General features: G+C 63.8%; 21 protein-coding genes, 1 tRNA gene and 1 pseudogene. 13 read left to right on the top strand and 10 right to left on the bottom strand.

The window, feature by feature from the left end; all coding sequences use genetic code 11:
• Positions 1–9 precede the first annotated feature (9 nt).
• The 3 genes from HWV67_RS29750 (at position 10) to HWV67_RS29740 (ending at position 1,784) form a co-directional block, all read left to right on the top strand.
• A complete protein-coding gene (locus HWV67_RS29750; RefSeq protein WP_175653809.1) occupies positions 10–441 on the top strand; it encodes a D-Ala-D-Ala carboxypeptidase family metallohydrolase in 432 nt (143 codons plus the stop codon).
• 96 nt (positions 442–537) lie between these two features.
• Positions 538–849: a transcriptional regulator gene (locus HWV67_RS29745; RefSeq protein WP_175653808.1), complete on the top strand. Its 312-nt coding sequence runs from the start codon at positions 538–540 to the stop codon at positions 847–849.
• Between the two features lie 50 nt (positions 850–899).
• Entirely contained in the window at positions 900–1,784 is an 885-nt protein-coding gene (locus HWV67_RS29740) for a pseudouridine synthase (protein ID WP_175653807.1), read from the top strand.
• Between the two features lie 71 nt (positions 1,785–1,855).
• Here HWV67_RS29740 and HWV67_RS29735 read toward each other — a convergent pair whose 3' ends face one another.
• Together HWV67_RS29735 and acnA are read right to left on the bottom strand one after the other, a co-directional pair.
• On the bottom strand, positions 1,856–3,421 hold the full coding sequence (locus HWV67_RS29735; protein ID WP_095157990.1) for a methyl-accepting chemotaxis protein: 1,566 nt from the start codon (positions 3,419–3,421) through the stop codon (positions 1,856–1,858).
• Positions 3,422–4,030: 609 nt separating this feature from the next.
• Entirely contained in the window at positions 4,031–6,730 is a 2,700-nt protein-coding gene (gene acnA, locus HWV67_RS29730) for an aconitate hydratase AcnA (protein WP_175653806.1), read from the bottom strand.
• 391 nt (positions 6,731–7,121) lie between these two features.
• Between acnA and rlmM the strand changes: the two genes are divergently transcribed.
• A complete protein-coding gene (rlmM, locus tag HWV67_RS29725) occupies positions 7,122–8,186 on the top strand; it encodes a 23S rRNA (cytidine(2498)-2'-O)-methyltransferase RlmM (protein ID WP_175653805.1) in 1,065 nt (354 codons plus the stop codon).
• A gap of 27 nt (positions 8,187–8,213) precedes the next feature.
• Positions 8,214–8,456, top strand: a complete 243-nt coding sequence (gene tusA / locus HWV67_RS29720; RefSeq protein ID WP_175653804.1) for a sulfurtransferase TusA — start codon at positions 8,214–8,216, stop codon at positions 8,454–8,456.
• A gap of 4 nt (positions 8,457–8,460) precedes the next feature.
• Here tusA and HWV67_RS29715 read toward each other — a convergent pair whose 3' ends face one another.
• A complete protein-coding gene (locus HWV67_RS29715) occupies positions 8,461–9,852 on the bottom strand; it encodes an MATE family efflux transporter (RefSeq protein ID WP_256680234.1) in 1,392 nt (463 codons plus the stop codon).
• A 159-nt stretch (positions 9,853–10,011) separates the two neighbouring features.
• On the opposite strand from HWV67_RS29715, the gene pdxB reads away from it, so the two are divergent.
• The gene (pdxB, locus tag HWV67_RS29710; RefSeq protein WP_175653802.1) at positions 10,012–11,157 is read left to right on the top strand and encodes a 4-phosphoerythronate dehydrogenase PdxB; all 1,146 of its coding nucleotides are present in this window, start codon (positions 10,012–10,014) and stop codon (positions 11,155–11,157) included.
• A 108-nt stretch (positions 11,158–11,265) separates the two neighbouring features.
• Here pdxB and HWV67_RS29705 read toward each other — a convergent pair whose 3' ends face one another.
• The gene (locus HWV67_RS29705; protein WP_175653801.1) at positions 11,266–11,439 is read right to left on the bottom strand and encodes a PA1571 family protein; all 174 of its coding nucleotides are present in this window, start codon (positions 11,437–11,439) and stop codon (positions 11,266–11,268) included.
• Between the two features lie 246 nt (positions 11,440–11,685).
• Between HWV67_RS29705 and HWV67_RS29700 the strand changes: the two genes are divergently transcribed.
• The 4 genes and pseudogenes from HWV67_RS29700 (at position 11,686) to mqo (ending at position 17,267) form a co-directional block, all read left to right on the top strand.
• Entirely contained in the window at positions 11,686–13,446 is a 1,761-nt protein-coding gene (locus HWV67_RS29700) for an ABC transporter transmembrane domain-containing protein (RefSeq protein ID WP_175653800.1), read from the top strand.
• A 215-nt stretch (positions 13,447–13,661) separates the two neighbouring features.
• Positions 13,662–14,354, top strand: a pseudogene (locus tag HWV67_RS32335) (methyl-accepting chemotaxis protein); the annotation flags it as partial.
• A gap of 165 nt (positions 14,355–14,519) precedes the next feature.
• Positions 14,520–15,287, top strand: a complete 768-nt coding sequence (locus HWV67_RS32330) for a methyl-accepting chemotaxis protein (RefSeq protein ID WP_371929357.1) — start codon at positions 14,520–14,522, stop codon at positions 15,285–15,287.
• Positions 15,288–15,671: 384 nt separating this feature from the next.
• Positions 15,672–17,267, top strand: coding sequence for a malate dehydrogenase (quinone) (mqo, locus tag HWV67_RS29690; protein WP_175653799.1), 1,596 nt, complete (start codon positions 15,672–15,674; stop codon positions 17,265–17,267).
• Between the two features lie 107 nt (positions 17,268–17,374).
• On the opposite strand, the gene HWV67_RS29685 is transcribed toward mqo, so the two are convergent.
• The 3 genes from HWV67_RS29685 to HWV67_RS29675 form a co-directional block, all read right to left on the bottom strand.
• Positions 17,375–17,743 carry a glycine zipper domain-containing protein gene (locus tag HWV67_RS29685; RefSeq protein WP_095157972.1) on the bottom strand — a complete coding sequence of 123 codons (369 nt, stop codon included), beginning with the start codon at positions 17,741–17,743 and terminating at the stop codon, positions 17,375–17,377.
• 136 nt (positions 17,744–17,879) lie between these two features.
• Positions 17,880–17,956: transfer RNA gene (locus HWV67_RS29680), tRNA-Pro, on the bottom strand.
• Between the two features lie 131 nt (positions 17,957–18,087).
• Positions 18,088–18,309 (bottom strand): YgdI/YgdR family lipoprotein, encoded by a 222-nt coding sequence (locus HWV67_RS29675; protein ID WP_110971301.1) that lies wholly within the window; start codon positions 18,307–18,309, stop codon positions 18,088–18,090.
• Between the two features lie 194 nt (positions 18,310–18,503).
• Between HWV67_RS29675 and moaB the strand changes: the two genes are divergently transcribed.
• Together moaB and HWV67_RS29665 are read left to right on the top strand one after the other, a co-directional pair.
• Entirely contained in the window at positions 18,504–19,043 is a 540-nt protein-coding gene (gene moaB, locus HWV67_RS29670; protein WP_095157968.1) for a molybdenum cofactor biosynthesis protein B, read from the top strand.
• The gene (locus tag HWV67_RS29665) at positions 19,027–20,253 is read left to right on the top strand and encodes a molybdopterin molybdotransferase MoeA (RefSeq protein ID WP_095157966.1); all 1,227 of its coding nucleotides are present in this window, start codon (positions 19,027–19,029) and stop codon (positions 20,251–20,253) included. Before moaB ends, HWV67_RS29665 begins: the two co-directional genes overlap by 17 nt.
• A gap of 53 nt (positions 20,254–20,306) precedes the next feature.
• On the opposite strand, the gene HWV67_RS29660 is transcribed toward HWV67_RS29665, so the two are convergent.
• On the bottom strand, positions 20,307–21,545 hold the full coding sequence (locus HWV67_RS29660) for a glycosyltransferase family 4 protein (protein ID WP_175653798.1): 1,239 nt from the start codon (positions 21,543–21,545) through the stop codon (positions 20,307–20,309).
• Between the two features lie 304 nt (positions 21,546–21,849).
• On the opposite strand from HWV67_RS29660, the gene yegS reads away from it, so the two are divergent.
• Complete coding sequence (yegS, locus tag HWV67_RS29655; RefSeq protein WP_175653797.1) at positions 21,850–22,749, top strand: lipid kinase YegS; 900 nt, start codon at positions 21,850–21,852, stop codon at positions 22,747–22,749.
• Here yegS and HWV67_RS29650 read toward each other — a convergent pair.
• On the bottom strand, positions 22,733–23,386 hold the full coding sequence (locus tag HWV67_RS29650) for a response regulator (protein ID WP_175653796.1): 654 nt from the start codon (positions 23,384–23,386) through the stop codon (positions 22,733–22,735). The genes yegS and HWV67_RS29650 overlap by 17 nt on opposite strands.
• A complete protein-coding gene (locus tag HWV67_RS29645) occupies positions 23,383–24,273 on the bottom strand; it encodes a sensor histidine kinase (protein ID WP_175653865.1) in 891 nt (296 codons plus the stop codon). The genes HWV67_RS29650 and HWV67_RS29645 overlap by 4 nt, the downstream gene beginning before the upstream one ends.
• Positions 24,274–24,637: the final 364 nt, after the last annotated feature.

The following is a 24,637-nucleotide window of genomic DNA, read 5'->3' as shown; positions in this document are numbered from 1 at the left end:
GTGGCACCGATGTTTCTGACCCCGCATTTCACCCTTGCCGAAATGACTGCCTCGCAAGTCGCCAGCCGCGAAGGCATCGATAACGACCCAGACAGCCAGACCATCGCCAACCTGGTGGAGACCTGCCGCAGCCTTGAAGGGGTTCGCAGCCTGGTCGAGCGGCCGATTCTCATCACCAGTGGCTACCGCAGCGAGCGGCTCAATCGCCGTATCGGCGGCTCCCGTTCCAGTGCGCACATGAAGGGCCTGGCCGCCGATATCATCGCCGTGTCGCTGACCCCGCGCGACCTCGCGCGGCGAATCATGGACAGTGATTTGTCGTTCGATCAGCTGATCTTCGAGTACGACGGTTGGGTTCACCTGGGCCTTGCTGAAGGCCGCCAGCGCCGGGAGGTGCTGACCATCCGCAAGGGCACCGGTTATCTGCCGGGCCTGCAATGAACCCCGCGCGTTGATTGACGCCCATGCCGCCGGCCTCCTATCCTGTATATAAATACAGTATTGGGGCCGGCTTTAATTCGCGCCCGGAGAACAGCGATGGTCAACGTCGAACAACTGAAATACAGCGTCAACCACATGTCCGTCGACCGTGTGAGTGAAGCCGTGCTGGACCTGCGCATCGACGGGCTGGTCACCGACGACCGTACGCCGTTCGGCAAGGTGCACTTCAATACCTGCTTTGCCGAGGTCGAGGCGCTGTTCCAGCGCGCCGGCTTCCACCGGCCGCTGGATGTGGTCGGCTATCAGGGCCTGGCCTACGCCCTGTACGACGCCAGCCGCTGGGAGGCGGTCGATGTGCTGCGCTGGTTGAAGACCGCCTGCGACCAGGCGGCGGTCGAGGCTGGCTGAGGTGGTGGTCATTCGCGATAATGGCCGGCCATCAGGTCGTGAGTGTGTCCATGAGTGCTTCCTTCAACCCGGCCCAGCATCAGGCCAGTACGGTTTGCCTGCCGCCGGGCAACTGGGTCAGTGTGCTGGATTGCCTGTGCGATCACTTCAAGGCGATCAGCCGCGAACAGTGGCTCGATCGCATCGCCCGGGGGCGGGTGCTGGATGCCCAGGGCCAGCCGATTGGCGTCGATCATCCTTATCGTCCGGGTTTGCGCCTTCACTACTTTCGTGAAGTCCCCAACGAGAAGCCGATTCCGGTGCTGGAGCACATTCTCCATGCCGACGAGCACCTGGTGGTGGCCGACAAACCGCACTTCCTGCCAGTGACGCCGACCGGTGAGTACGTCGAACAGACCTTGCTGCGGCGCCTGATCCGCCGCCTCGACAACCCTCATCTGGTGCCGCTGCACCGCATCGATCGGCACACTGCCGGGCTGGTATTGTTTTCCGCTAACCCGGACAGCCGCTCGGCCTACCAGCAACTGTTTCCTACCCGGCGCATCGACAAGCAGTACCAAGCCATCGCGCCGGCCTTGCCGAACCTGAATTTCCCCTTGGTGCACAAAAGCCGCATGGCCAGCGGCGAGCCGTTCTTCCGCATGCAGGAAGTGCCCGGCACGAGCAACAGCGAGACCGTGGCCGAGGTGCTGGAGAAGAATGGCGAGCTTTGGCGCTATGGCTTGTCGCCGGTCACCGGCAAGACCCACCAGTTGCGGGTGCATATGGCGGCGCTCGGTGCGCCGCTCTGCAACGACCCGTTCTACCCGGACGTGCTGCAGGGCGAGGACGACTACGCCAAGCCGTTGAAGCTGCTGGCGCGGAGCCTGCGTTTCGAGGACCCGCTGACGGGCGAGGTGCGGTATTTCGAGAGCCGCTTGTCGCTGGATTGGTAAGGCCCTGACACCGAAATGAAAAAGGCCCGGGAAATCGCTTTCCCGGGCCTTTTCGTTTCACCGTTGCGCGCTTAGCGGTTGAAGCGTTCCACCAGCGAGTACTGGGTGGTGGCGGTGAGGGTCAGTTCTTCGCTGAGCAGGGCCGAATGCTGGGCCTGCTCGGAAGTCTGGTCGGCCAGCGCCGCGATGGTGCTGATGTTGCGGCTGATTTCCTCGGCCACCGACGTCTGCTGCTCGGTGGCGGCGGCGATCTGGGTGGTCATGTCGGTGATATTTGCTACCGCTTCGCTGATGCCCACCAGCGCCTGGTCCGCTTCCATGACCCGGGCCACGCCTTCTTCGGCCTGGCGGTGTCCGGCTTCCATGGTTTGCACGGCGTTGGACGCGGTCTGCTGCAGCTTGGCGATCAGGCTGTGGATCTGCCCGGTGGATTCGCTGGTGCGCTGCGCCAGTTGGCGGACTTCGTCGGCTACCACGGCGAAGCCGCGGCCCATTTCACCGGCGCGGGCGGCTTCGATGGCGGCGTTCAGTGCCAGCAGGTTGGTCTGGTCGGCGATGCCTTTGATGACATCCACCACGCCGCCGATTTCATCGCTGTCGCGGGCCAGTTGGGTGACCGTCTGGCCGGTCTCGCCCACGGCAGTGGACAGGCGCTGGATGGCGTCGCGGGTTTCCCCGGCGATGCTGCGGCCGCGGTCGGTCAGGCGGTTGGCGGCCTGGGTTGCGTCGGCGGTGCGCTGTACGTGGTTGGCCACTTCCTGGGTGGTGGCGGCCATTTCGTTGACGGCGGCGGCGACCTGTTCGGTCTCGACGCGCTGGCGCTCCAGGCCCGACGAGCTGTTGTGGGCCAGGGCATCGGACTGCCGGGCTTGCTCGTTGAGGTGTTCGGCGGTGTCCTGCAGGCGGGTCAGGCAGGTTTTCAGGCGCGCGTCCTGGCTGAGCATGGCCATTTCCAGGCGGGCCTGGACGCCACGGCTGTCGGTGAACATCTGCGCGATCAGCGGGTCGGACGTGGTCTGTTCGGCCAGGCGCAGCAGGCGCTTGAGGCCGCGTTGCTGCCAGCTCAGGCCCAGCAGGCCGAGCGGCACCGAGAGTGCGGCGGCGAGGGCGAAGCCCCAGGAGTGACCCAGCCAGATGCCGATCAGGAAGCCGATCTGGCTGACCATGATGAACGGCAGCCAGTCCTGCAGCACCGGCAGCCACTTGTCGCGGCGCGGGATGGCCGACTTGCCATCATTGATGCGCTTGTACAGCGCTTCGGCGCGGCGGACCTGCTCGGCAGTCGGTTTTACCCGTACCGACTCGTAACCCACGATCTGGTTGTTGTCGTAGATCGGCGTGACGTAGGCGTTTACCCAGTAGTGATCGCCGCTTTTGCAGCGGTTCTTGACGATGCCCATCCAGGGCAGGCCTTGCTTGAGGGTGGTCCACATATGGGCAAACACCGCAGGCGGCACGTCCGGGTGGCGAACCAGGTTGTGTGGCGCACGCATCAGTTCGTCCCGGGAGAAACCACTGATCTCGATGAAAGCTTCGTTGCAGTACGTAATGACACCCTTGGCATCGGTAGTCGAAATCAACCGTTGTTGGGCAGGGAAAGTCCGTTCGCGCTGGGTAATCGGCTGGTTGTTACGCATAAGCTGTTCAATCCGCAAGGCTTTCGCGTGGTATCGGCTAACGCGCGAAATTATTGAATGAATATTTGGGTTTTATTGATCCTGCTCAATATTCTCTTGAGGCAGGTGAGTTACGAGAAGTCGTCACGTTCATGTAATTTGCGCGCATTCTTTCACATTTTTGCAACACAAGTCAGTGAGTGACCGATGGTTCATAGTGGTGCAAGGTGTGGAAAAGGTGAAAAACACCCAGTGCAGCAGGCTCCAGTCAGGAAGCCCGGGTAATGGCGGCCAGGTGCTAGTCGACAGGTTTTCAGCGGTCTCAAGATCGAGCGCCGCCCGCGCGGCGCATCGCGAGCAAGCTCGCTCCTACATTTGCTGCAACGCGCCATGGTCTGTGGGATTGGCGAAGTCAGCCTTGGTGCATGGCTGGAGAGTGCGAAGAGGCTGAAGCGCCAGCCTTAAAATCGAGTCGAACCACCAAGGCAGTCAACCATGGCCTGACAGGCATAGGCACGTTGCAAAAAATGTAGGAGCGAGCTTGCTCGCGATGCGCCGCGCGGGCAGCGCTCGATCTAGAGAGCGCTAAACAACTCCCGGCATGCACTTGGTAGCCATCACTCGCTCCTCTCAATGGGCAATCAATTGCCGCAACACGTAATGCAGAATGCCGCCCGCCTTGAAGTACTCCACCTCATTCAAGGTATCGATGCGACAGAGCACGGCGATGGTTTCCTGGCTCCCGTCCTCGCGGCTGATACGCAGGTGCAGGCTCATCCGCGGTTCGATGCGTGCACCGGTAAGCCCGAGGATATCAATCTGCTCGCGGCCGCTGAGCTTGAGCAGCTTGCGGTCCTGTCCGGCGCTGAACTGCAGCGGCAGCACGCCCATGCCCACCAGGTTGGAGCGGTGGATGCGTTCGAAGCTTTCCGCCAGCACCGCCTTGACCCCCAGCAGGTTGGTGCCTTTTGCTGCCCAGTCGCGGCTGGAGCCGGTGCCGTATTCCTGCCCGGCGATCACCACCAGCGGCGTGCCTTCATCGCGGTAACGCATGGCCGCGTCGTAGATCGCCAGTTTTTCTCCGCTGGGGATGTGCAGGGTGTTGCCGCCTTCCTCGCCGCCGAGCATTTCGTTGCGGATACGGATGTTGGCGAAGGTGCCGCGCATCATCACTTCATGGTTGCCGCGCCGCGAGCCGTAGGAGTTGAAGTCGCGCGGTTCCACGCCCTTGTCCCGCAGGTAGCGCCCGGCCGGGCTGTCGGCCTTGATATTGCCGGCAGGGGAGATGTGGTCGGTGGTCACCGAGTCCCCCAGCAGCGCTAGAATCCGCGCGCCGTGGACGTCCTCGATGGTCGGCGGCGGGCCGGAAATCCCTTCGAAGAACGGCGGATGCTGGATGTAGGTGGAATCGTCCTGCCAGACATAGGTCGCGGCTTGCGGCACTTCGATTGCCTGCCATTGCTCGTCGCCGGCGAAGACCTCGGCGTATTCCTTGTGGAACATTGCCGTGTCCACCTGCGCAACCGCCGCGGCGATTTCCTGCTGGCTCGGCCAGATATCCCGCAGGTACACCGGCTGGCCGCTGGCGTCGTTGCCCAGCGGATCGCGGGTCAGGTCGACGCGCACGCTACCGGCCAAGGCGTAGGCCACCACCAGCGGCGGCGAGGCCAGCCAGTTGGTCTTGACCAGCGGATGCACCCGGCCTTCGAAGTTGCGGTTGCCCGACAGCACCGACGCCACCACCAGATCAGCCTTGGCGATGGCGGCCTCGATCGGGTCGGCTAGCGGCCCGGAGTTGCCGATGCAGGTGGTGCAGCCGTAGCCCACCAGATCGAAGCCCAGTGCGTCGAGATAGTGGGTCAGGCCGGCGGCGTCGTAGTAATCGGTCACGACCTTGGAGCCGGGGGCCAGCGAACTCTTCACCCAAGGCTTGCGTTGCAGGCCCTTTTCCACAGCCTTTTTCGCCAGAAGGCCGGCGGCCATCATCACGCTGGGGTTGGAGGTGTTGGTGCAGGAGGTGATCGCAGCGATCACCACGGCGCCGTCTTTTAGCGCGTGTTCCTGGCCGTCGAGGCTGAAGCGCGTCTCGCCGGGTTGGTCGCTGTCGGCGCCGCTGTTGGCGCGCCGCACGTTCAAACCGAGGAAATCATCAAAGGCCTGGCTGACGCCGGGCAGCGCGACCCGGTCCTGCGGCCGTTTCGGCCCGGCCAGGCTGGCCTGCACTTCGTGCATGTCGAGCGCCAGGGTGTCGCTGAACAGCGGCTCCTGGCCGGGCAAGCGCCACAGGCCCTGGGCCTTGCAATAGGCTTCGACCAGTTCCACGGTTTCCGTCGGTCGGCCCGACAGGCGCAGGTAATCCAGGGTGACATCGTCCACCGGGAAGAAGCCGCAGGTAGCGCCGTATTCCGGGGCCATATTGGCCAGGGTGGCGCGGTCGGCCAGCGGCAGGTCGGCGAGGCCGTCGCCGTAGAACTCGACGAATTTCCCTACCACACCTTTCTTGCGCAGCATTTGCGTGACTGTCAGCACCAGGTCGGTGGCGGTGATGCCTTCGCGCAGCTTGCCGGTGAGTTTGAAGCCGATCACTTCGGGAATCAGCATCGACACCGGCTGGCCGAGCATCGCCGCCTCGGCTTCGATACCGCCCACGCCCCAGCCAAGCACGCCGAGGCCGTTGATCATGGTGGTGTGGGAGTCGGTGCCGACCAGGGTGTCGGGGAAGGCGTAGGTACGGCCGTCTTCCTCGCGGGTCCAGACGGTGCGGCCGAGGTATTCCAGGTTGACCTGGTGGCAGATGCCGGTGCCGGGCGGCACCACGCGGAAGTTGTCGAACGCGTTCTGGCCCCAGCGCAGGAAGGCGTAGCGTTCGCCGTTGCGCTGCATTTCGATATCGACGTTCTGCGCGAAGGCGCTCGGGGTGGCGTAGCGATCGACCATCACTGAGTGATCGATCACCAGGTCCACCGGCGACAGCGGGTTGATCCGCTGTGGATCGCCGCCCGCCTGGGCCATGGCCGCGCGCATGGCGGCCAGGTCGACCACCGCCGGCACGCCGGTGAAGTCCTGCATCAACACCCGCGCCGGGCGGTACTGGATCTCGCGGTCCGAGCGGCGCTCGCGCTGCCAGTCGGCGAGGGCGGTAAGGTCGGCGCCGGTGACGGTCTTGCCGTCTTCCCAGCGCAGCAGGTTTTCCAGCAGCACCTTCAGCGACATCGGCAGGCGCTGCAGGTCGCCCAGTTGGCGGGCGGCCTCGGTCAGGCTGTAGTAATGATAGGGGCGGCCATTCACCGCCAGGATCTTGAGGGTTTTCAGGCTGTCGAGCGAGGGCATTGACCAACTCCTTCTGCGCTGGTGAGCGGCCTTGCTGTCGCCGCTTCACCGCCGCGATGACGATCCGCACGGTACGGACCTGGCTGAACAGTCAGGTTAGGCTCTGTATGAAAAGCCTTGATACTCGGTGATGCTGCGTTGAAAACAGCCTCGGAATGCTCATTTACAACCCGTAAACTCCGCTTCCTCGGCTGTTTTCGCCTTGCCTGACCTTCGTCTCAAGGCTTTTCACACAGAGCCTAGTCCTGTTTCATCGACCTGACCCTTTACTGGACCGGCGGGGCATGTCGCCAGTTCCGAAACTCCTTTATCATTCGCCGATTTTCACCGGGGCTGCTTGTCCCCGGTCAGGGCTGGGGCGCATCGGCTGCCAGCCGTTCTGGAGTGAGTGATGAATACCCTGTTCATGCATTGCCGGCCCGGTTTCGAGGGCGAGGTCTGTTCCGAGATCAGTGAACACGCCGCGCGTCTTGGCGTTGCCGGCTATGCCAAGGCCAAGCCGCAGAGCGCCTGCGCCGAGTTCATCTGCAACGACGCCGAAGGCGCCGAGCGGATGATGCGCGAGCTGCGTTTCAACCAGTTGATCTTCCCTCGCCAATGGGCGCGCGGCAGCTTTGTCGAGCTGCCGGAAACCGACCGCATCAGCGTGCTGCTGGAGCATCTGGCGGATTACCCGGTGGCCGGCAGTCTCTGGCTGGAAGTGATGGACAGCAACGACGGCAAGGAGCTTTCGACCTTCTGCCGCAAGTTCGAAGGCCCGCTGCGCAAGGCCTTGCTCAAGGCCGGCCGTCTGGTCGAGGACGGCCCGAGCGCGCGGCTGTTGCTGACCTTCGTCAGCGGTCGTCGGGTGTTTCTCGGCGTGGCCGACACGGGCAACTCGGCGATGTGGCCGATGGGCATCCCGCGCCTTAAATTCCCCCGCGAGGCGCCAAGCCGCTCGACCCTCAAGCTGGAAGAGGCCTGGCACCACTTCATCCCGCGCGACCAGTGGGAGCAGCGTCTGTCCGATGACATGACCGGCGTTGACCTCGGCGCTGCGCCGGGCGGCTGGACCTACCAACTGGTCCGCCGCGGCATGCTGGTGACCGCCATCGATAACGGCCCGATGGCCGAGAGCCTGATGGACACCGGGCTGGTCCAGCACCTGATGGTCGACGGTTTCACCTGGAAGCCCAAGCAGACCGTGGACTGGATGGTCTGCGACATCGTCGAGAAACCGGCGCGCACCGCGTCGATGGTCGAGGAATGGCTGGGCGGCGGGCACTGCCGCGAGGCGGTGGTCAACCTGAAGCTGCCGATGAAGCAGCGCTACGCCGAGGTGCGCCGTCTGCTGGACCGCATCGAGGAAGGCTTCAAGGCGCGCAAGGTAAAAGTCTCGATCGGCTGCAAGCAGCTCTATCACGACCGCGAGGAAGTGACCTGCCACCTGCGCCGTCTCGACCTCAAGCCGCGCTGAATTCGCTTACTGATTACGGAGTCCCGAATGACCGATCTCACCCCTGATGCCGTGCTCGACGCCACCGGCCTGAACTGCCCGGAGCCGGTGATGATGCTGCACCAGCACGTGCGCGACCTCGCCGCAGGCGGCTTGCTCAAGGTCATCGCCACCGATCCCTCGACCCGCCGCGATATCCCCAAGTTCTGCGTGTTCCTGGGTCACGAACTGGTGCAGCAGCAGGAAGAAGACGGCACCTACTTCTACTGGATCCGCAAGAAGCTCGACTGAGCCTTCAGCGCCCCGCCCGGCGAATATGCCGGCGGGTGCTGCGCGCGAGGCGGGTCGACAGCATCAGCGCCGCGCAGGTCAGGCCGGCGATCAGCCCTTGCCACAAGCCGCTTGGGCCGCTGGCCGGGCCGAAGGCATCGGTCAGGCCGAGCAGGTAGCCGACCGGCAGGCCGATGCCCCAATACGCGAACAGGGTCAGGATCATCGTCACCCGGGTGTCCTGGTAACCGCGCAGCGCACCGGCGCAAATCACCTGGATGGCGTCGGAGAACTGGTACAGCGCGGCGAACACGATGAGCATCGCGGCAATCTGGATAACCGTGGTGTCCGGGGTGTAGATCCCCGCGATCTGCTCGCGCAGCAACAGGATCAGGCTGGCCGAGAACGCGGCGAACACCAGTGCCGTGCCCAGCCCGACCAAGGCGGCGAAGCGCGCCTGGTACGGGTCGCCGGCACCCACCGCCTGACCGACCCGCACGGTCACTGCCATCCCCAGCGAATACGGAATCATGAACAGCAGCGAGCTGATGTTCAGGGCGATCTGGTGCCCGGCCACCACGGTCGGGCCGAGGCTGCCGATCAGCAGGGCAATCACCGCGAAGATGCTCGATTCGGCGAACACCGCGATGCCGATCGGCAGGCCGATACCGAGCAGGCGCTTGATCACCGCCCACTGCGGCCGGTCGAGCCTGACCAGTACGCGACTACTGGCGTAGGCCGGAGCCCAGCGGCTCCAGGCCGCCATGCTCAGGGCCATGAACCAGCCGACGATGCCGGTGGCCCAGCCGCAACCGACACCGCCCAGCGCCGGCATGCCGAAGTGACCGTAGATCAGCACCCAGTTCAGCGGAATGTTCAGCAACAGCCCGCACAGGCCGATGACCATGCTCGGCCGGGTGCGCCCCAGGCCATCGCTGTAGCAGCGCAGCACGTAATACAGGGCGATGCCGGGGAAACCGAAGGCGATGCCTTGCAGATAGCCCATGCTCGGGCCGATCAGTTGCGGGTCGACCTTCATCAGCCGCAGGATCGGTTCGGCGCTGAGTAGCATGGCGCTGGACAGCAGACCTACCACCAGCGCCAGCCACAGTGCCTGGCGTACCAGCGGGCCGATTTCGCCGTGCTGGCCGGCGCCGAAGCGCTGCGCCACTTTTGGGGTGGTGGCGAGGAGGATGCCGGTCATCAGCAGGTACACCGGAATCCAGATCGAATTGCCCAGTGCCACCGCAGCCAGGTCCTCGGGGCTGACCCGGCCCGCCATCACTGCATCGACGAAGCCCATGGCGGTGGTCGCCAGTTGCGCGACGATGATCGGCGTGGCGAGGTGCAGCAGCCCGCGTGTTTCGGCGCGTATTCGGGCGGGGCGGGAGAGGGTGGTTGTAGCGGAAAGGGTCACTAGGCGGTCGTCCGGTGGCAGTGTGCGGAAAACCGGGCAGTCTACGCCCTGACGCATTGGTCAGGAAATGGGTGGGTTGGATGTGCAGGTCGATCGCAACACCTTGTAGCCCCTTACCCACTCCCGGCCCTACACTGCGCTCCCCCACAGGAGAGCACCATGCTGATAGTTGCCGACGAAAACATCCCGCTGCTCGATGCCTTTTTTGCCGGGTTTGGCGAGATCCGCCGCTATCCCGGCCGCGCTATCGACCGCGACTGCGTGCGCGATGCCGACGTGTTGCTGGTGCGCTCGGTGACCAAGGTCGACCGTGCTTTGCTGGAGGGCAGCCGGGTGCGCTTCGTCGGCACCTGCACCATCGGCACCGATCACCTGGACCTGCCGTATTTCGCCGAGGCCGGTATTCACTGGTCCAGCGCGCCGGGCTGCAATGCCCGTGGGGTGGTGGATTATGTGCTGGGCAGCCTGCTGACCCTCGCCGAGCTGGATGGCGCGGACCTGGCGTCGCGCACCTACGGTGTGGTTGGCGCCGGTGAGGTCGGCGGGCGTCTGGTCGAAGTGCTGCGCGGGCTGGGCTGGAAGGTGCTGGTCTGCGATCCGCCGCGGCAGGCGACGGAGGGCGGTGAGTATGTCGGTCTGGAGCAGATTCTCGCCGAATGCGACGTCATCAGCCTGCATACCCCGCTGACCCGCTCGGGCGAGCAGGCCACCTGGCATCTGCTGGACGCCGAACGCCTGGCGAGCCTGCGCGAGGGCGCCTGGCTGATCAACGCCAGCCGTGGCCCGGTTATCGACAACATCGCGCTGCGGGAGCTGTTGCTGGATCGCGAGGATGTGCTGGCGGTGCTGGACGTCTGGGAAGAAGAGCCACTGGTGGACCCGGAGTTGGCCGACCTGTGCGTTATCGCCACCCCGCATATTGCCGGCTACAGCCTCGACGGCAAGCAGCGCGGCACTGCGCAGATCTATCAGGCGTTCTGTGCCTGGCGTGGCGAGACGGCGCAGGTCTGGCTTGCCGATTTGCTGCCGCGCCCGTGGCTGGCGCGGCTGGAGTTGCAGGGCGACAGCGACCCGGTCTGGGCGCTGGCGACGCTGTGCCGGGCGGTCTATGACCCGCGACGCGACGATGCCGATTTCCGCCGTAGCCTGAGCGCCGATCCGGCGCAGCAGCGGGCGAACTTCGACCTGTTGCGCAAGGGCTATCCGGTGCGGCGGGAAATCGAGGGGCTGCGGGTGAGGATCGACGGGGAGTCGGTGGCGTTGCGGCAGATTGCTTTGGCGTTGGGGTGTGTGCTGGAAAACTGACCGGCGCGCCACATCAAATGGATAAGCCCGCAACACCCAGCCCCACAAGTCCACAAAAAACCAATAAAAAACCCGGCGCAGGCGCCGGGTTTCGAATGAGGTGGAGCTTCAGCTCTTCTTCGCCGGTGCGACCCGGCTTTTTTCCAGTTCGCTGCACGCTTGCTGGATCATCTGCTCGGTGATCGGGATCTCGCGCCCTTGGGCGTCGATGATCGAACCGTGCACCGGTACAGGTTGTACCGAACGTTGCTGGGTATTCGCGCTGCTATGTTGCAAGCTCATTTCCTGTCTCCTCTTCAGGTGGCTAGCCTAGATTAAATCCGCGTGATGACCGGTCTGTTACAACTCCATCGCCGTTCACATCATGCGAGCAATCAGTCCACCAGAAAGTTCAGTGCAGAGCCAGAGGTGCTTTAGACCGATCCGGTCTATGGCCTGTGCCCCTGCGTTGTAAACCCCCGCGCTCAATGGCGGCAATACGCCTTGCGGGTGTAGGCTGCACGGCAGATCCGACAGACGGCAGCCCTCATGTTCAATCCGCTTTCCTCGCGTCAGCGCCAGGCACTCCAGCTGGCCTGGCGTTTCGTTCGTCCGTACCGCAAACAGTCGTTGCTCGCCTTGCTGGCGCTGGTGGTGACAGCGGGCATCACCTTGTCCATGGGCCAGGGTATCCGCCTGTTGGTGGACCAGGGTTTCGTGACCCGCTCGGCCGACCTGCTCGGACAGTCCATCGCACTGTTTATGGCCTTGGTGCTGGCCCTGGCAGTGGGCACGTTCGCCCGTTTCTACCTGGTGTCGTGGATCGGCGAGCGGGTGGTGGCCGATATTCGCCAACAGGTGTTCGATCACCTGATCAGCCTGCATCCCGGCTTTTTCGAGCACAACCGCAGTTCCGAAATCCAGTCGCGGCTGACCGCCGACACCACGCTGCTGCAATCGGTGATCGGCTCGTCGCTGTCGTTGTTCCTGCGCAACACGCTGATGGTCCTGGGTGGCATCGTGCTGCTGTTCGTCACCAACCCCAAGCTGACCAGCATCGTGGTGCTGGCGCTGCCGTTGGTGGTGGCGCCGATTCTGATCTTCGGCCGTCGGGTGCGCTCGTTGTCCCGGGAGAGCCAGGACCGCATCGCCGATGTCGGCAGCTACGTCGCCGAAACCCTCGGCCAGATCAAGACCGTGCAGGCCTACAACCACCAGCCACGGGATCGCCAGCGTTTCGGCGAGACGGTGGAAGCGGCCTTCGCCACGGCGCGCAAACGTATTGTCCAGCGCGCTTGGCTGATCACGCTGGTGATCGTGCTGGTGTTGGGTGCGGTGGGGGTGATGCTCTGGGTCGGCGGGATGGATGTGATCGCCGGGCGTATCTCCGGTGGCGAGTTGGCCGCTTTTGTCTTCTACAGCCTGATCGTCGGCAGCGCTTTCGGCACCGTCAGTGAAGTGATTGGTGAGTTGCAGCGCGCCGCGGGCGCCGCCGAGCGTATTGCCGAATTGCTCGCCGCGCGCAGCGAGATTGTCGCCCCAGCGGACGGTGGCGTGCCTCTGCCGCCACGGGTGAGCGGCCGGCTGGAGTTGCAGGCGGTGCGCTTTGCCTACCCGTCGCGCGCCTCGCGACCTGCGATCGATGGCCTCGACCTGACCGTCGAACCGGGCCAGACCCTGGCGCTGGTGGGGCCGTCCGGTGCGGGCAAGTCGACGCTGTTCGACCTGCTGCTGCGTTTCTACGATCCACAACAAGGGCAGATCCTGCTCGACGGCCAGCCCCTGACCCGGCTCGACCCGCAGGAGCTGCGCCGGCATTTCGCCCTGGTGGCGCAGAACCCGGCGCTGTTCTTCGGCAGTGTCGAGGACAACATCCGCTACGGCCGCGCCGACGCCAGTTTCGCCGAGGTCGAAGCTGCTGCCCGCAGCGCGCATGCCCACGAATTCATCCTGCAATTGCCCAACGGCTACCAGACTCACCTTGGTGACGCCGGCCTCGGCCTGTCCGGCGGTCAGCGCCAGCGCCTGGCGATTGCCCGGGCCTTGCTGGTGGATGCGCCGATCCTGCTGCTGGACGAGGCCACCAGCGCCCTTGATGCGCAGAGCGAGTACCTGATTCAGCAAGCCCTGCCGACCTTGATGGCCGGGCGCACGACGCTGGTGATCGCCCATCGCCTGGCCACGGTGCAGCATGCCGATCGCATCGCGGTGATCGATCAGGGCAAGGTGGTGGCGGTGGGGACGCACCTACAGTTGATCGCCGAAAGCCCGCTGTATGCGCGGTTGGCGGAATTGCAGTTTGGCTCTTGATCCAGTTTTTTACAGTTATGTGACAAGATTTGTATCGACTGTCACATTTCTGTAGCAATCCCCTGAGAGTATCAATTTCAACTGTTGCGTAAGTGCTCGATGCAGTTTCGCTGCCGTCACCTGATGGCAGCTTTTTTTTGCCCGTGATTCGAGGACATGGACGTCTTTGGTCGGCGATTGCCGCCGTTTCCATCCTTTGTTCCGAGATCCCGCCGATGCCTCTGCGTACCTCCCTGAGAATGCAAATCCTCGCCCTGCTCGCGGGCAGCCTGTTGGCGATGTTGCTGATCGCCCTGGTCTGTTTCCGTTTGCTGTCCGCCAGTGTCGATGGCTACAGCCAACTGGTCAGTGGTCCGTTGCGGGCGTCGCAGCAGATCGATGAAGCCAACCTGCAATTCAAGATCCAGGTCCAGGAGTGGAAGAACGTGCTGCTGCGCGGCAAGCAGCCGGCGGACCTGGACAAGTACTGGCAGCAGTTCCAGGCGCAGGAGCGCCAGGTGCAGGACATCCTCGGCCAACTGGTGCGGGAGAACGCTGGCGATGCGCCGTTGCACAACAGCCTTGTGCAGTTGAAGGACAGTCACCGGCAGTTGGGCGAGGCCTATGCCCGCGGTCGCGAGGCGTTTCTTGCGGCGGGGGCTGATCCGGCGGCGGGGGACTTGGCGGTCAAGGGCGTGGACCGTGCGGCCAGCGAGCAGATGAGCGCGCTGGTCAGCCAGTTGCGCGCCGCGTCCACGGCGCAGGCCGGAGAACTCAGCGAGCAGGCGCAGCGCACCGTCTGGCTGGGCCTGTCGATCATGTTGCTGTCGGCGCTGGCGATTGGACTGTTCAGCCTGTGGCTGGTCAACCGCAGCCTGATCGAGCCGATCCGGCGCCTGATCGAATACGTCGCTCACCTCAGCCAGGGCCGTTTCGATGCCCGCGTTGCCAGCGATCGTCAGGACGAACTGGGCCGGCTGGCGGTGGCGGCCAACACCCTGCGTGACTTCCTCGCCGACACCGTTGGCCGTCTGCAGGACAACGCCGGCGAGCTGGAAAGCGCCAGCGGCGAGCTGCGCACGCTGGCGGGCGGCATGGCCCGCGGGACCGACGACCAGTTCCAGCGCACCGACCAGGTGGCCACGGCGATGCACGAAATGTCCGCCACTGCCCAGGAAGTCGCCCGCCATGCCGCAGAAGCGGCACGCGCGGCGGACGATGCCGACCACAGCGCCCAGGCCGGCGAGCAGGTAATGCAGGCGACCATCGACACCATTTCCCGGGTCAACCGCGAAATCGCCGGGACTGCCGGGGTGATCCGTCACCTGGAGCAGGACAGCGGACGGATCGGCAAGGTGCTGGAAGTGATCCGCGGCATTGCCGAGCAGACCAACCTGCTGGCGCTCAACGCGGCTATCGAAGCGGCGCGGGCCGGTGAGGCCGGGCGTGGTTTTGCGGTGGTGGCCGATGAAGTGCGCAATCTGGCGCAGCGCACGGCGTCGTCCATTGCCGAAATCAACCAGATCATCAGCGCGGTGCAGTCCGGTGCGGTGGAAGCGGTCAAGGCCATCGAGGCGGGTCAGACGCAGAGCGAGGAGGGGGCCGAGCAGGTTCAGCGCGCGGGAGACATGTTGAAACGTATCACCCTGGCGGTGGAGGAGATCCGCGATATGAACCGGCAGATCGCCACCGCCGCCGAGGAGCAGACCAGCGTTGCCGAAGATATCTCCCGCAATCTGGTGGAAATCACCCGTATCGCCACCGACAACCAGGGCGCCGTGCAACGTACCGAACGCGCCGGCCATCGCCTGCATGAACTCTCCGGGCAACTGGGCGCAGTCACCGCGCGTTTGTCCGCTTGAACGTTTAAGCCTGGGGGAAATCCGCCACTTGCTGGCTAAACAGGCAGCAAGCCTGGCGAGATCCCGCCATCAAAACCGGCAAATATGGGGTGCGACCACACGCCTCGCCTATTAGTCGTTGGTCGAGCTGAAGTTGGCCCGCTTCCTGCTTTAGGCCGGACAGCGCGGGCCATGTCCCGTGTTTAGACCAGAGGCTGCCGCGGCAGCCACGGCAAAAGACCGCTCCCCGCTTCTCCGATACCCCAGCCATTCGCCAGTGCTGGGTCCGGCGCAACCGTCCGGGCCTTGTGCATGTTCGGCATCGTGTGAGCAAAACCATAAAACCAGGGCGTGCACCCGGGTGTGGCGGTCAGGCCAATCACTTCACTTCAATTGGATTGAAATATGAAAAAAATCCTTTTGGCGCTCCTGTGCCTGAGCGTCATTGGTTGTTCCAAGCCTAGTGAACCGGAAAAGACTGTCGATGTGCTGTTGATCGGCGGCGGCATCATGAGTGCCAGCCTCGGGACCTACCTCCACGAACTCGAACCCCAGTGGTCGATCAACATCTATGAGCGCATGGATCAGGTCGCCGAAGAAAGCTCCAACGCCTGGAACAACGCCGGTACCGGTCACTCCGCGTTCTGCGAGCTGAACTACACCAGCGAAGGCGCCGACGGCAAGATCGACATCAGCAAGGCCGTGGCGATCAACGAGCAGTTCGAAATCTCCAAGCAGTTCTGGGCCTATCAGGTCGAGCAGGACGTGCTGCGCAACCCGACGTCGTTCATCAACAGCGTGCCGCACATGAGCTTCGTCTGGGGCGACAAGAACGTCGAGTTCCTCAAGAAGCGCCATGAAGCCCTGCAGCACAGCTCGCTGTTCCGCGGCATGGAGTTCTCCGAGGACCACGCGCAGATCGCCAAGTGGGTGCCGATCGTGATGGAAGGCCGCGCCGCCGACCAGAAGATCGCCGCGACCCGCATGCCGATCGGTACTGACGTGAACTTCGGCGAAATCACCCGCCAACTGGTGGGCTCGCTGACCAAGAGCGAGAACGTCAAGCTGCACGTGCGCCACGAAGTCCGCGACATCAAGCGCAATGCCGACAACACCTGGACCGTGGTCGTTGCCGACCTCGGCAACAAGGGCGTCGAGTCCAGCGTCAAGGCCAAGTTCGTCTTCATCGGTGCCGGTGGTGGCGCGCTGAAGCTGCTGCAGAAGTCCGGCATTCCTGAAGCCGAAGGCTATGCCGGCTTCCCGGTGGGCGGCCAGTTCCTGATGACCGACAACCAGGACATCGTTTCTCGCCACAAGGCCAAGCTCTACGGCAAGGCTTCGGTCGGCGCGCCGCCGATGTCGGTTCCGCATCTGGACACCCGCGTCATCGATGGCAAGGAAGTCCTGCTGTTCGGCCCGTTCGCGACCTTCTCCACCAAGTTCCTGAAAAACGGTTCGCTGCTGGACATGTTTGCGGCCCTGACCAGCCACAACATCATGCCGATGACCCATGCCGGTATCGACAACATCGACCTGAGCACCTACCTGATGGGCCAGTTGATGCTGAGCTTCGACGACCGCATGGCGGCGCTGCGCGAGTACTTCCCGCAGGCGAAGAACGAAGACTGGAAATTGCTGCAGGCCGGCCAGCGCGTACAGGTGATCAAGAAAGATCCGGTGCACGGCGGCATTCTGCAGTTCGGTACCGAGATCGTTGCGTCTGAAGACGGCAGCATTGCCGCGCTGCTGGGTGCATCGCCAGGTGCTTCCACCGCTGCGCCGATCATGCTCAGCGTGCTGGAAAAGACCTTCAAGGACCGCATCAAGACCCCTGAATGGCAGGAAGGTCTGAAGAAGATCGTTCCGACCTATGGCCAGAAGCTCAACAACAACCTTGAGCTGACCAACAAGACCCGCGAGTGGACCAGCTCGCGTCTGGGCCTGACCTTCATGCCGGTGCTGCCGGAAGAAGTGGCGGCTGAGCCGGTGGCTGCTCAGTAGTGCTTCGCGAGCAAGCTCGCTCCTACAAAGGAATATGCAAAATCTTGTAGGAGCGAGCTTGCTCGCGATCACCCAGTCAGCTCAGGCGTGACTGGCTCACCCCACAATCAATGCTTTTTCTTCTTGTCCCCAAGGTGATTGCCCAGCGCACCACCCGCGGCCCCGCCCAGGCCGGCGCCAATCGTCGCACCGGTGCTGCCACCGAGCTTGTTGCCCAGCAACGAACCACCTGCCGAACCCAGGCCGCCACCGACTGCTGCCTTGGCCTTGTTGCCTTTCTTCGCCGCTACGGCACCACCCGCCGCGCCGCCGACACCGGCACCAATAGCCGCGCCGGTGCTGCCACCGATCTGCTGGCCGACCACGTTACCCAGTGCACCGCCCAGGCCACCGCCCAGTGCAGCAGTGCCATCGCCCGCGACGGCGCCTTGTGCGAACAGCAGGCCCAGAGTGACGGCGACAAAAGTCTTGCGCATGAAAAACAACCTCAAGGAAAAAGCGTGCGATCAGGCACGCGAAATGGGGCACTCCGGGCTTGCCGGACCACTCCAGGAAAAAACGGGGGCGTACACGAAAAAGCCCGCGAGAAGCGGGCTTGGACGATGAGCGATCTGGTCGGAGAGACAGGATTCGAACCTGCGGCCTTCTCGTCCCGAACGAGACGCGCTACCTGGCTGCGCTACACTCCGATGAGGAAAATTCTACTCAAAATATTTCCATCTACAAAGCAGCTTCGAGCTGGAAGCTTTAACCCACAAGAAGGGGCAGGATGCGCCGCAATTTCCTCTTGCAGCTTGCAGCTCGAAACTTGTGGCTGCTCTTAGAGCTCTTTGACGGTGCGGATCTGGTCCTTGTTGACGCGGGTGCGCTTGCCGTCCAGTTGTTCGAATTCGTAGAAGCCGGAATCTTCGTCGTAGCTCGGGGTGTCCACGGCCTGGATTTCACGGCCGTCGTTGAGGGTAATCACGGTCGGCGAAGCGCAACCGGCGAGGGCGCCAAGACCGAGGGCAAGCAGGAAAGCAGGAAGGGTCCGTTGAATCATGGTGAATCTCCAATAGGTGAAGGCCGGGTATTGTTCTTCAGACGCATGTGGTTACAGCAAGTTCCTTGCGATCATTAGCGTAGTGGCTAATCGCGTCATTGACCGGGGGCAATACCTGGTCGGCCAAGCCACGCGAGGCCTCTTTCCCTGTGATATAACACCGCCCATTCCCATTCTTCAACGGACCCAATGCCATGAAAGCCAAGGCAGACGCCCCCTTCGTGCCGCTCAACATCGCCGTGTTGACTGTCAGCGACACCCGCACGCTGGAAACCGACACCTCCGGCCAGGTCTTCGTCGATCGCCTCACCGAGGCCGGTCACAACCTCGCTGAGCGGGTACTGCTCAAGGACGACCTGTACAAGATCCGCGCCCAGGTCGCCACTTGGATCGCCGAAGAGGTGGTGCAGGTCGTGCTGATTACCGGCGGCACCGGTTTCACCGGTCGCGACAGCACCCCCGAGGCGGTCACCTGTTTGCTGGACAAGCAGGTCGATGGCTTCGGCGAGCTGTTCCGGCAGATTTCGTTGGCCGATATTGGCACCTCCACCGTGCAGTCCCGCGCCTTGGCCGGGCTGGCCAATGGCACGTTGGTGTGCTGCCTGCCGGGTTCGACCAATGCCGTGCGCACTGGTTGGGACGGCATCCTCGCCGAGCAACTGGACAACCGTCATCGCCCGTGCAACTTCGTTCCGCACCTGAAGCAGGCCGCGCCCTGTGAAAGCCGTGGCTGAGTTGCCGGCGGCCAAGCCGCTGTTGCCGGTCGAGGCGGCGCTCGAGCGCCTGCTGGCGCTGGCCGAGGCGGCGCCGATCACTGAAGTCGAAGACGTCACCCTGGCGGATGCCGAGGGTCGGGTGTTGGCCAATGACCTGCACGCCACCCTCGACCTGCCGCCGTGGCCGAACAGCGCCATGGATGGCTACGCCTTGCGCGTGAGCGACTGGCAGGGCGAGCCGCTGCCGGTCAGCCAGCGGATCTTCGCCGGGCAATCGCCCGAGCCGCTGCAACCCGGCACGTGTGCGCGCATCTTCACTGGAGCGCCGGTGCCCGCAGGCGCTGATTGCGTCGAGATGCAGGAAAACGCTGAAGTGCTGGATGACCAGCGCGTGCGCTTCACCGAAGCCTTGAGCACGGGCCAGAACATTCGCCCGCAAGGCCAGGAAACCCGCGCCGGCGAGCTGGTGCTGGTAGCCGGAACCCGGCTCGGCCCGATCGAGCTGGGCCTCGCGGCCACCCTCGGCTATGGCCGAGTCACGGTGGTGCGGCGGGTGCGGGTTGCGGTGTTGTCTACCGGGGATGAGCTGGTCGAGCCGGGTCAGCCGCTGGGGCCGGGGCAGATCTACAACAGTAACCGCCGCCTGCTGTGCAGTTGGTTGCAGCGTTTGGGCTGCGAAGTGGTGGATGCGGGAATCCTCCCGGACGATCTGGAAAAGACCCGGCAATGCCTGGGAGGGCTCGGTGATGTTGACCTGATCCTGTCCACTGGCGGTGTTTCCGTGGGCGAGGCCGATTACCTGGGTGTCGCCCTGCGCGAGGCGGGTGAACTGGCGTTGTGGAAGCTGGCGATCAAGCCCGGCAAGCCACTGACGGTTGGCCAGTACAACGGCGTGCCGGTGATCGGCCTGCCCGGTAACCCGGCTTCGACGCTGGTCACCTTCGGTTTGCTGACCCGGCCTTATCTGCTGCGCCGCCAGGGCGTGCAGGAGGTCAAGCCATTGCAGTTCGCCGTACCGGCCGGCTTCGACTGGCCGAAGTCCGGCAATCGCCGCGAATACCTGCGTGCCCGCCTGGAGCAGGGCAAGGCGCTGATCTACCGCAACCAGAGCTCCGGCGTGCTGCGCAGCGCCGCCTGGGCCGAGGGGCTGGTGGAAGTGCTGGAGGGCACGACGCCGATGCAGGGGGATATCGTGCAGTTCATTCCGCTGAGTGAGTTGCTTGGCTGAGGCTGAGCAGGTGGCTGCATCGCGCCGAATCGTCGCGATGCAGCCGCAACCCTTCAGGTCAACGGCATGATCCCGCCCATCACATCCCCAATCGCTACTGGCCGACTGGCCAGCCGCGCATGAACCCCTTCCAGTTGTGCCGCCGCCACGCTCCAGTCATGCCGCTCGCGAACAAACGCTCGCCCCGCCTCGGACAACTGCTGCATCCGCTGCGGCTGGTTGAGCAGTTGCGTGATGGTCAGGGCCAGGTCGTCTCCCGCGTCGCCCCCCAGGTAATGCTCGCCACTGCGCACCTGTAGTCCCGAAACGCCCTCGCGGGTGGTCACCACTGGCAGTCCTGCGGCCATGGCTTCGAGCAGCTTGATCTTGCAGCCGCCACTCTGGCGCAGCGGGGCGAAGAAGATCGCCGAGTGTTTTTGCAGTTCGCGCAGGTCCGGCAGGTAGCCGACCCACTCGATGCGCGGGTCGTCCCAGCGCAGTTTCCAGTGATCCGGCAGCGCATGGCCGGCGATGGCGAGGCGTACCGCCGGGTTGCTTTGCCAGACTTGCGGCAGGATCTCGTCCAGCGCCCATTCGATGGCTTCCTGGTTGGCGCAATGCTCGAAGTTGCCGACGAACAACAGGCGCTGGCTGCGCGGACAGAAGCGGATGTCCTGGTAGTGGTCGCAATCGACGCCGTTCACCACCACCTGCGTCGTCCGGCCGGTCATTTCGCTGATCTGCCGGGCATCGTAGGGGCTCACCGCCACCACTTCAGTGGCTTGTTTCAGTACCCGGGTTTCCCAGTGCCGGTAGCGCCAGCCGTCGAAGCTGTTGAACGGGCGCAGCCACAGCGGCAGGCGATCGTGGCAGGCGGCGCCCTTGCGCCATTCGACCTGATGCTCGCTGACGATGAACGGCAGGCCGCTGGCCTGCAGTGCCCGTTCGAATGGCTGGAAGCTGTAGCTGTGCTCGATCTGGATCACGTCCCAATGTTCCTGCAGCAGCGCTTCGAAGCGGTGACGCAGGTGTGGAGCGAGGCCATTGATGCTGGTGCGCATCGGGTAGCTGACATTGAGTGCCGCCAGCAGATTGAGCGGGCTGTGCAAGGGGCGGCGCGGCAGCACGATCAGGCGCTCCACCAGGGGCATCAACGCCTGTCGCGCCGGCTCGGTCAGGGGAACCCTGGATTGGGTCAGCAGGGTGATGCGATGACCTCGCTGTGCCAGGCCGCGCAACAGGTTGAACTGGCGGGTTTTGCTGCCACTGGTGGTGGGCCAGGGGAGGTAGGGCAGTGTCCAGAGTACGCGCATGACACTTCCTCGCTTGCCGGAGGGGCTTGGGCGGGTGGAACGAAAACGCCCGCGGCGCCAGCGTGGTGCTGGCTCCGACGTGACGACGCCGCGGGCATCACGGATCATCTTTCGTCAATTAAGTGACTTTTCTGATTGGTGTGGTGACTTTTGCCAATTATTTGTCGAAGCATGGTCGTGCTTACGGGATCTTTCAAATGTCATTCGTAAGATTGCAGAACTTTACGCGTGTGACGTGCAGCAACTGTCTGTCGGCTGTGGTCGAGATGGGGAGTTGAATGTCCGGCCGAGAAGGGGGTTATCGATGAGCGAACGCAAAGCGCTGCTGATTTTACATGGCAAGCAGGCGATGAACGAAGACGTCCGCGCCGCAGTCCAGGGCATGCGCGAGCGCGGTTGGCAACTGGATGTGCGCCTGACCTGGGAGGGCGGGGATGCCCAGCGGCTGGTGGATGAAGCGCTGGCGGCCGGTTATCCGCACCTGATCGCCGGTGGTGGCGATGGCACGCTGCGCGATGTAGTGCACGCCATGGCCGATGTCGACAGCGATGCCAGCCTGGTGCTGCTGCCGCTGGGCACCGCCAACGACTTTGCCCGCGCCGCTGGCATTCCGCTGGAACCGCAGGCGGCGCTGGCGCTGCTGGAGGGCGAGGCGACGTCGATCGATCTGGGTGAAGTCGGCGGTGAGGTGTTTCTCAATATGGGCACCGGCGGCTTTGGCAGCCAGGTGACGGCGAACACCTCGGAAGATTTGAAGAAAGTTCTCGGCGCCGCGGCCTATCTGTTCACCGGGCTGTCGCGGTTCAGCGAATTGAGCGCCGCTTCCGTGAGCCTGCAAGGGCCGGATTTCCACTGGCAGGGCGAGTTGCTGGCGCTGGGCATCGGCAACGGCCGCCAGGCGGGCGGTGGCCATGTGCTGTGCCCGGAGGCGCTGGTGGATGACGGGCTGCTGGACATCAGCATCTTGCCGGCACCGCAGGAAGTGGTCGGAACCCTGCGGGATCTGCTCAGCGGCGGCCTGGGGCTGGACAGCATGTTTATCCGTGCCCGACTGCCGTGGGTCGAGGTCAAGGGCTCGCAAGGGCTGGACATCAACCTCGATGGCGAGCCGCTGCAGGGTGAAAGCCTGCGTTTCCGGGTGCTGCCCGGCGCGTTGCGGGTGCACATGCCGGCGGATTCGCCGCTGCTCAGTCGTCGAGGCTGATGATTTGCTCGCGCACGGCGAACAGCACAAGCCCGGCCACGTCGTAGATCTGCAGGCGTTTCATGATCTGCGAACGGTGGGTTTCCACGGTTTTGACGCTCAGGCCGAGGCCGTTGGCGATCTCCCGGGTGGACTTGCCGCGTACGATCAGGCGCAGGATTTCCAGTTGGCGAGCGGTGAGGTTGTGGTTCTCCGCAGGTTCCACCTTCTGCGTGCGCAGCAGCGCCTGGTTGATCACCGTGTGGGCGATGGCCGGGCTGAGGTAGCGCTCGTCATTGCTCAGGGCAGCGAGGGCCTGTTCCAGTTCGGTGGCGGTGGTGTCCTTGAGCAGGTAGCCATGGGCGCCGGTCTCCAGCGCCTGCATGATCAGGTCGGGGTCGGTGTGCATCGACAGGATCAGCACCTTGCAGCGGCTGCCTTCGGCCTGCAGGTGGCTGAGGGCCTCAAGGCCGCCGATGGCGCGCATCGACAGGTCGAGCAGGACGATGTCCGGGTCCAGTTCATGGACCAGATCGACCAGTTGGCTGCCATCGCTGGCTTCGCCCACGACGGTGTAGCCGGGAATATCGGATACCAGGGCGCGGACGCCGGCACGGATCAGGGAATGGTCGTCAACCAGCAGCAATTTACAGGTCATGAAGTCTTACTTGAGTTGGCGCGCTCGCGCGAGCGGGGTGCCCAGGGAAGGAGCGCGTCGATCCGCGAGCCTTTGCCAGGCTCGCTGTGGACCGTCAGGCTGCCATTGAGCAGGTGCGCGCGTTCGGCCATGCCGGCCATTCCGCACTGGCCTTCCTCGCCGGGGTGGGAAGAGGGCAGGAAACCCTGGCCATCGTCGCTGATCGATAGCGACAGGCCTTCTGGCTTGCGCTGAAACTGCACGATCAGGTTTTGCGCCCGGGCATGGCGCAAAACGTTGGTTATCGCTTCCTGCGTGATACGGAAGGCGGCCATGACCATCTCTTCCGGGAGGCCGTCCAGGCGGCTTTTGCATTCGAGGCTCCAACGCACGTCGGTGTTGTCCAGCGTGCGCGAGAGGTGCGTGCGCAGGCTGGCTTCCAGGCCGAGGCTGTTGAGCTGGCGCGGAGCGAGGCTGGTGGCCAGGCTGCGGGCGTGGGAAAGGGTTTCGTCGAGGGTATCGCGCAAGGCGGCGCACGAATCCTGCAGGGTTTCCGGCAGGCGCCGTTGCAGCCATTCGGCCTGCAGCTTGGCGGCGGTCAGCAGTTGGCCGATGTCGTCGTGCAGTTCACGGCTCAGGCGCAGCCGCTCGCTTTCCTGCACCTTGAGCAGGCGGTCGGCCAGCTCCTGCGGGGTCATGACGATCACGTCTTTGGGTTTGCGTAGCGTGACGAGCACGCCCAGCAGGGTGATGGCCTGTAGCACCAGCAGGATCGGGGGCAGTGGCGTGGCGCTGAAGTAGCAGGCCAGGGCAACCGCCAGCGAAGCCAGGCAAGTCAGTGCTATCGCACGCTGCAACAGGGCCGTGCCGCGAGGGTGCCGGGTGAAGGTCTTGAGGCTTGAGTGCACGGAAAATGAAGCCACTGGAGTATCACTTTTCAAAGCCAGTTCGGGGTTGATTGAAAGGCTTTTTAGAGGGGCCTTCAACAACTTTTATCATCATGTTGCAACGGGCGGTCAGGCACTTTTTTAGTGCGCTGAAAGCGCCATGTTCCAGCAGTGGCAACAGTCGGCAACCGGCTCGGAGCGGCGCATGGTATCACTTCGGGGTCGAATGGTCGCGGGCCGATAATTGGTCTGAATAGTCAGGTTTTGCGGGCTGGTACGGGCGTTCCGCCTGGCGCGGATTCTAGCACTTTGCCACTACGGCTGGCGAACTTAAACTTTCATTAAAAAGTCGGATGTACTTTTTCCAAATCGACAGAGTTGTTTT

The sequence above is a fragment of the Pseudomonas sp. Marseille-P9899 genome (genome assembly GCF_903166565.1).
GTDB classification, from domain to species: domain Bacteria; phylum Pseudomonadota; class Gammaproteobacteria; order Pseudomonadales; family Pseudomonadaceae; genus Aquipseudomonas; species Aquipseudomonas huaxiensis.
This window is presented reverse-complemented; position numbering and strand designations above follow the sequence as displayed.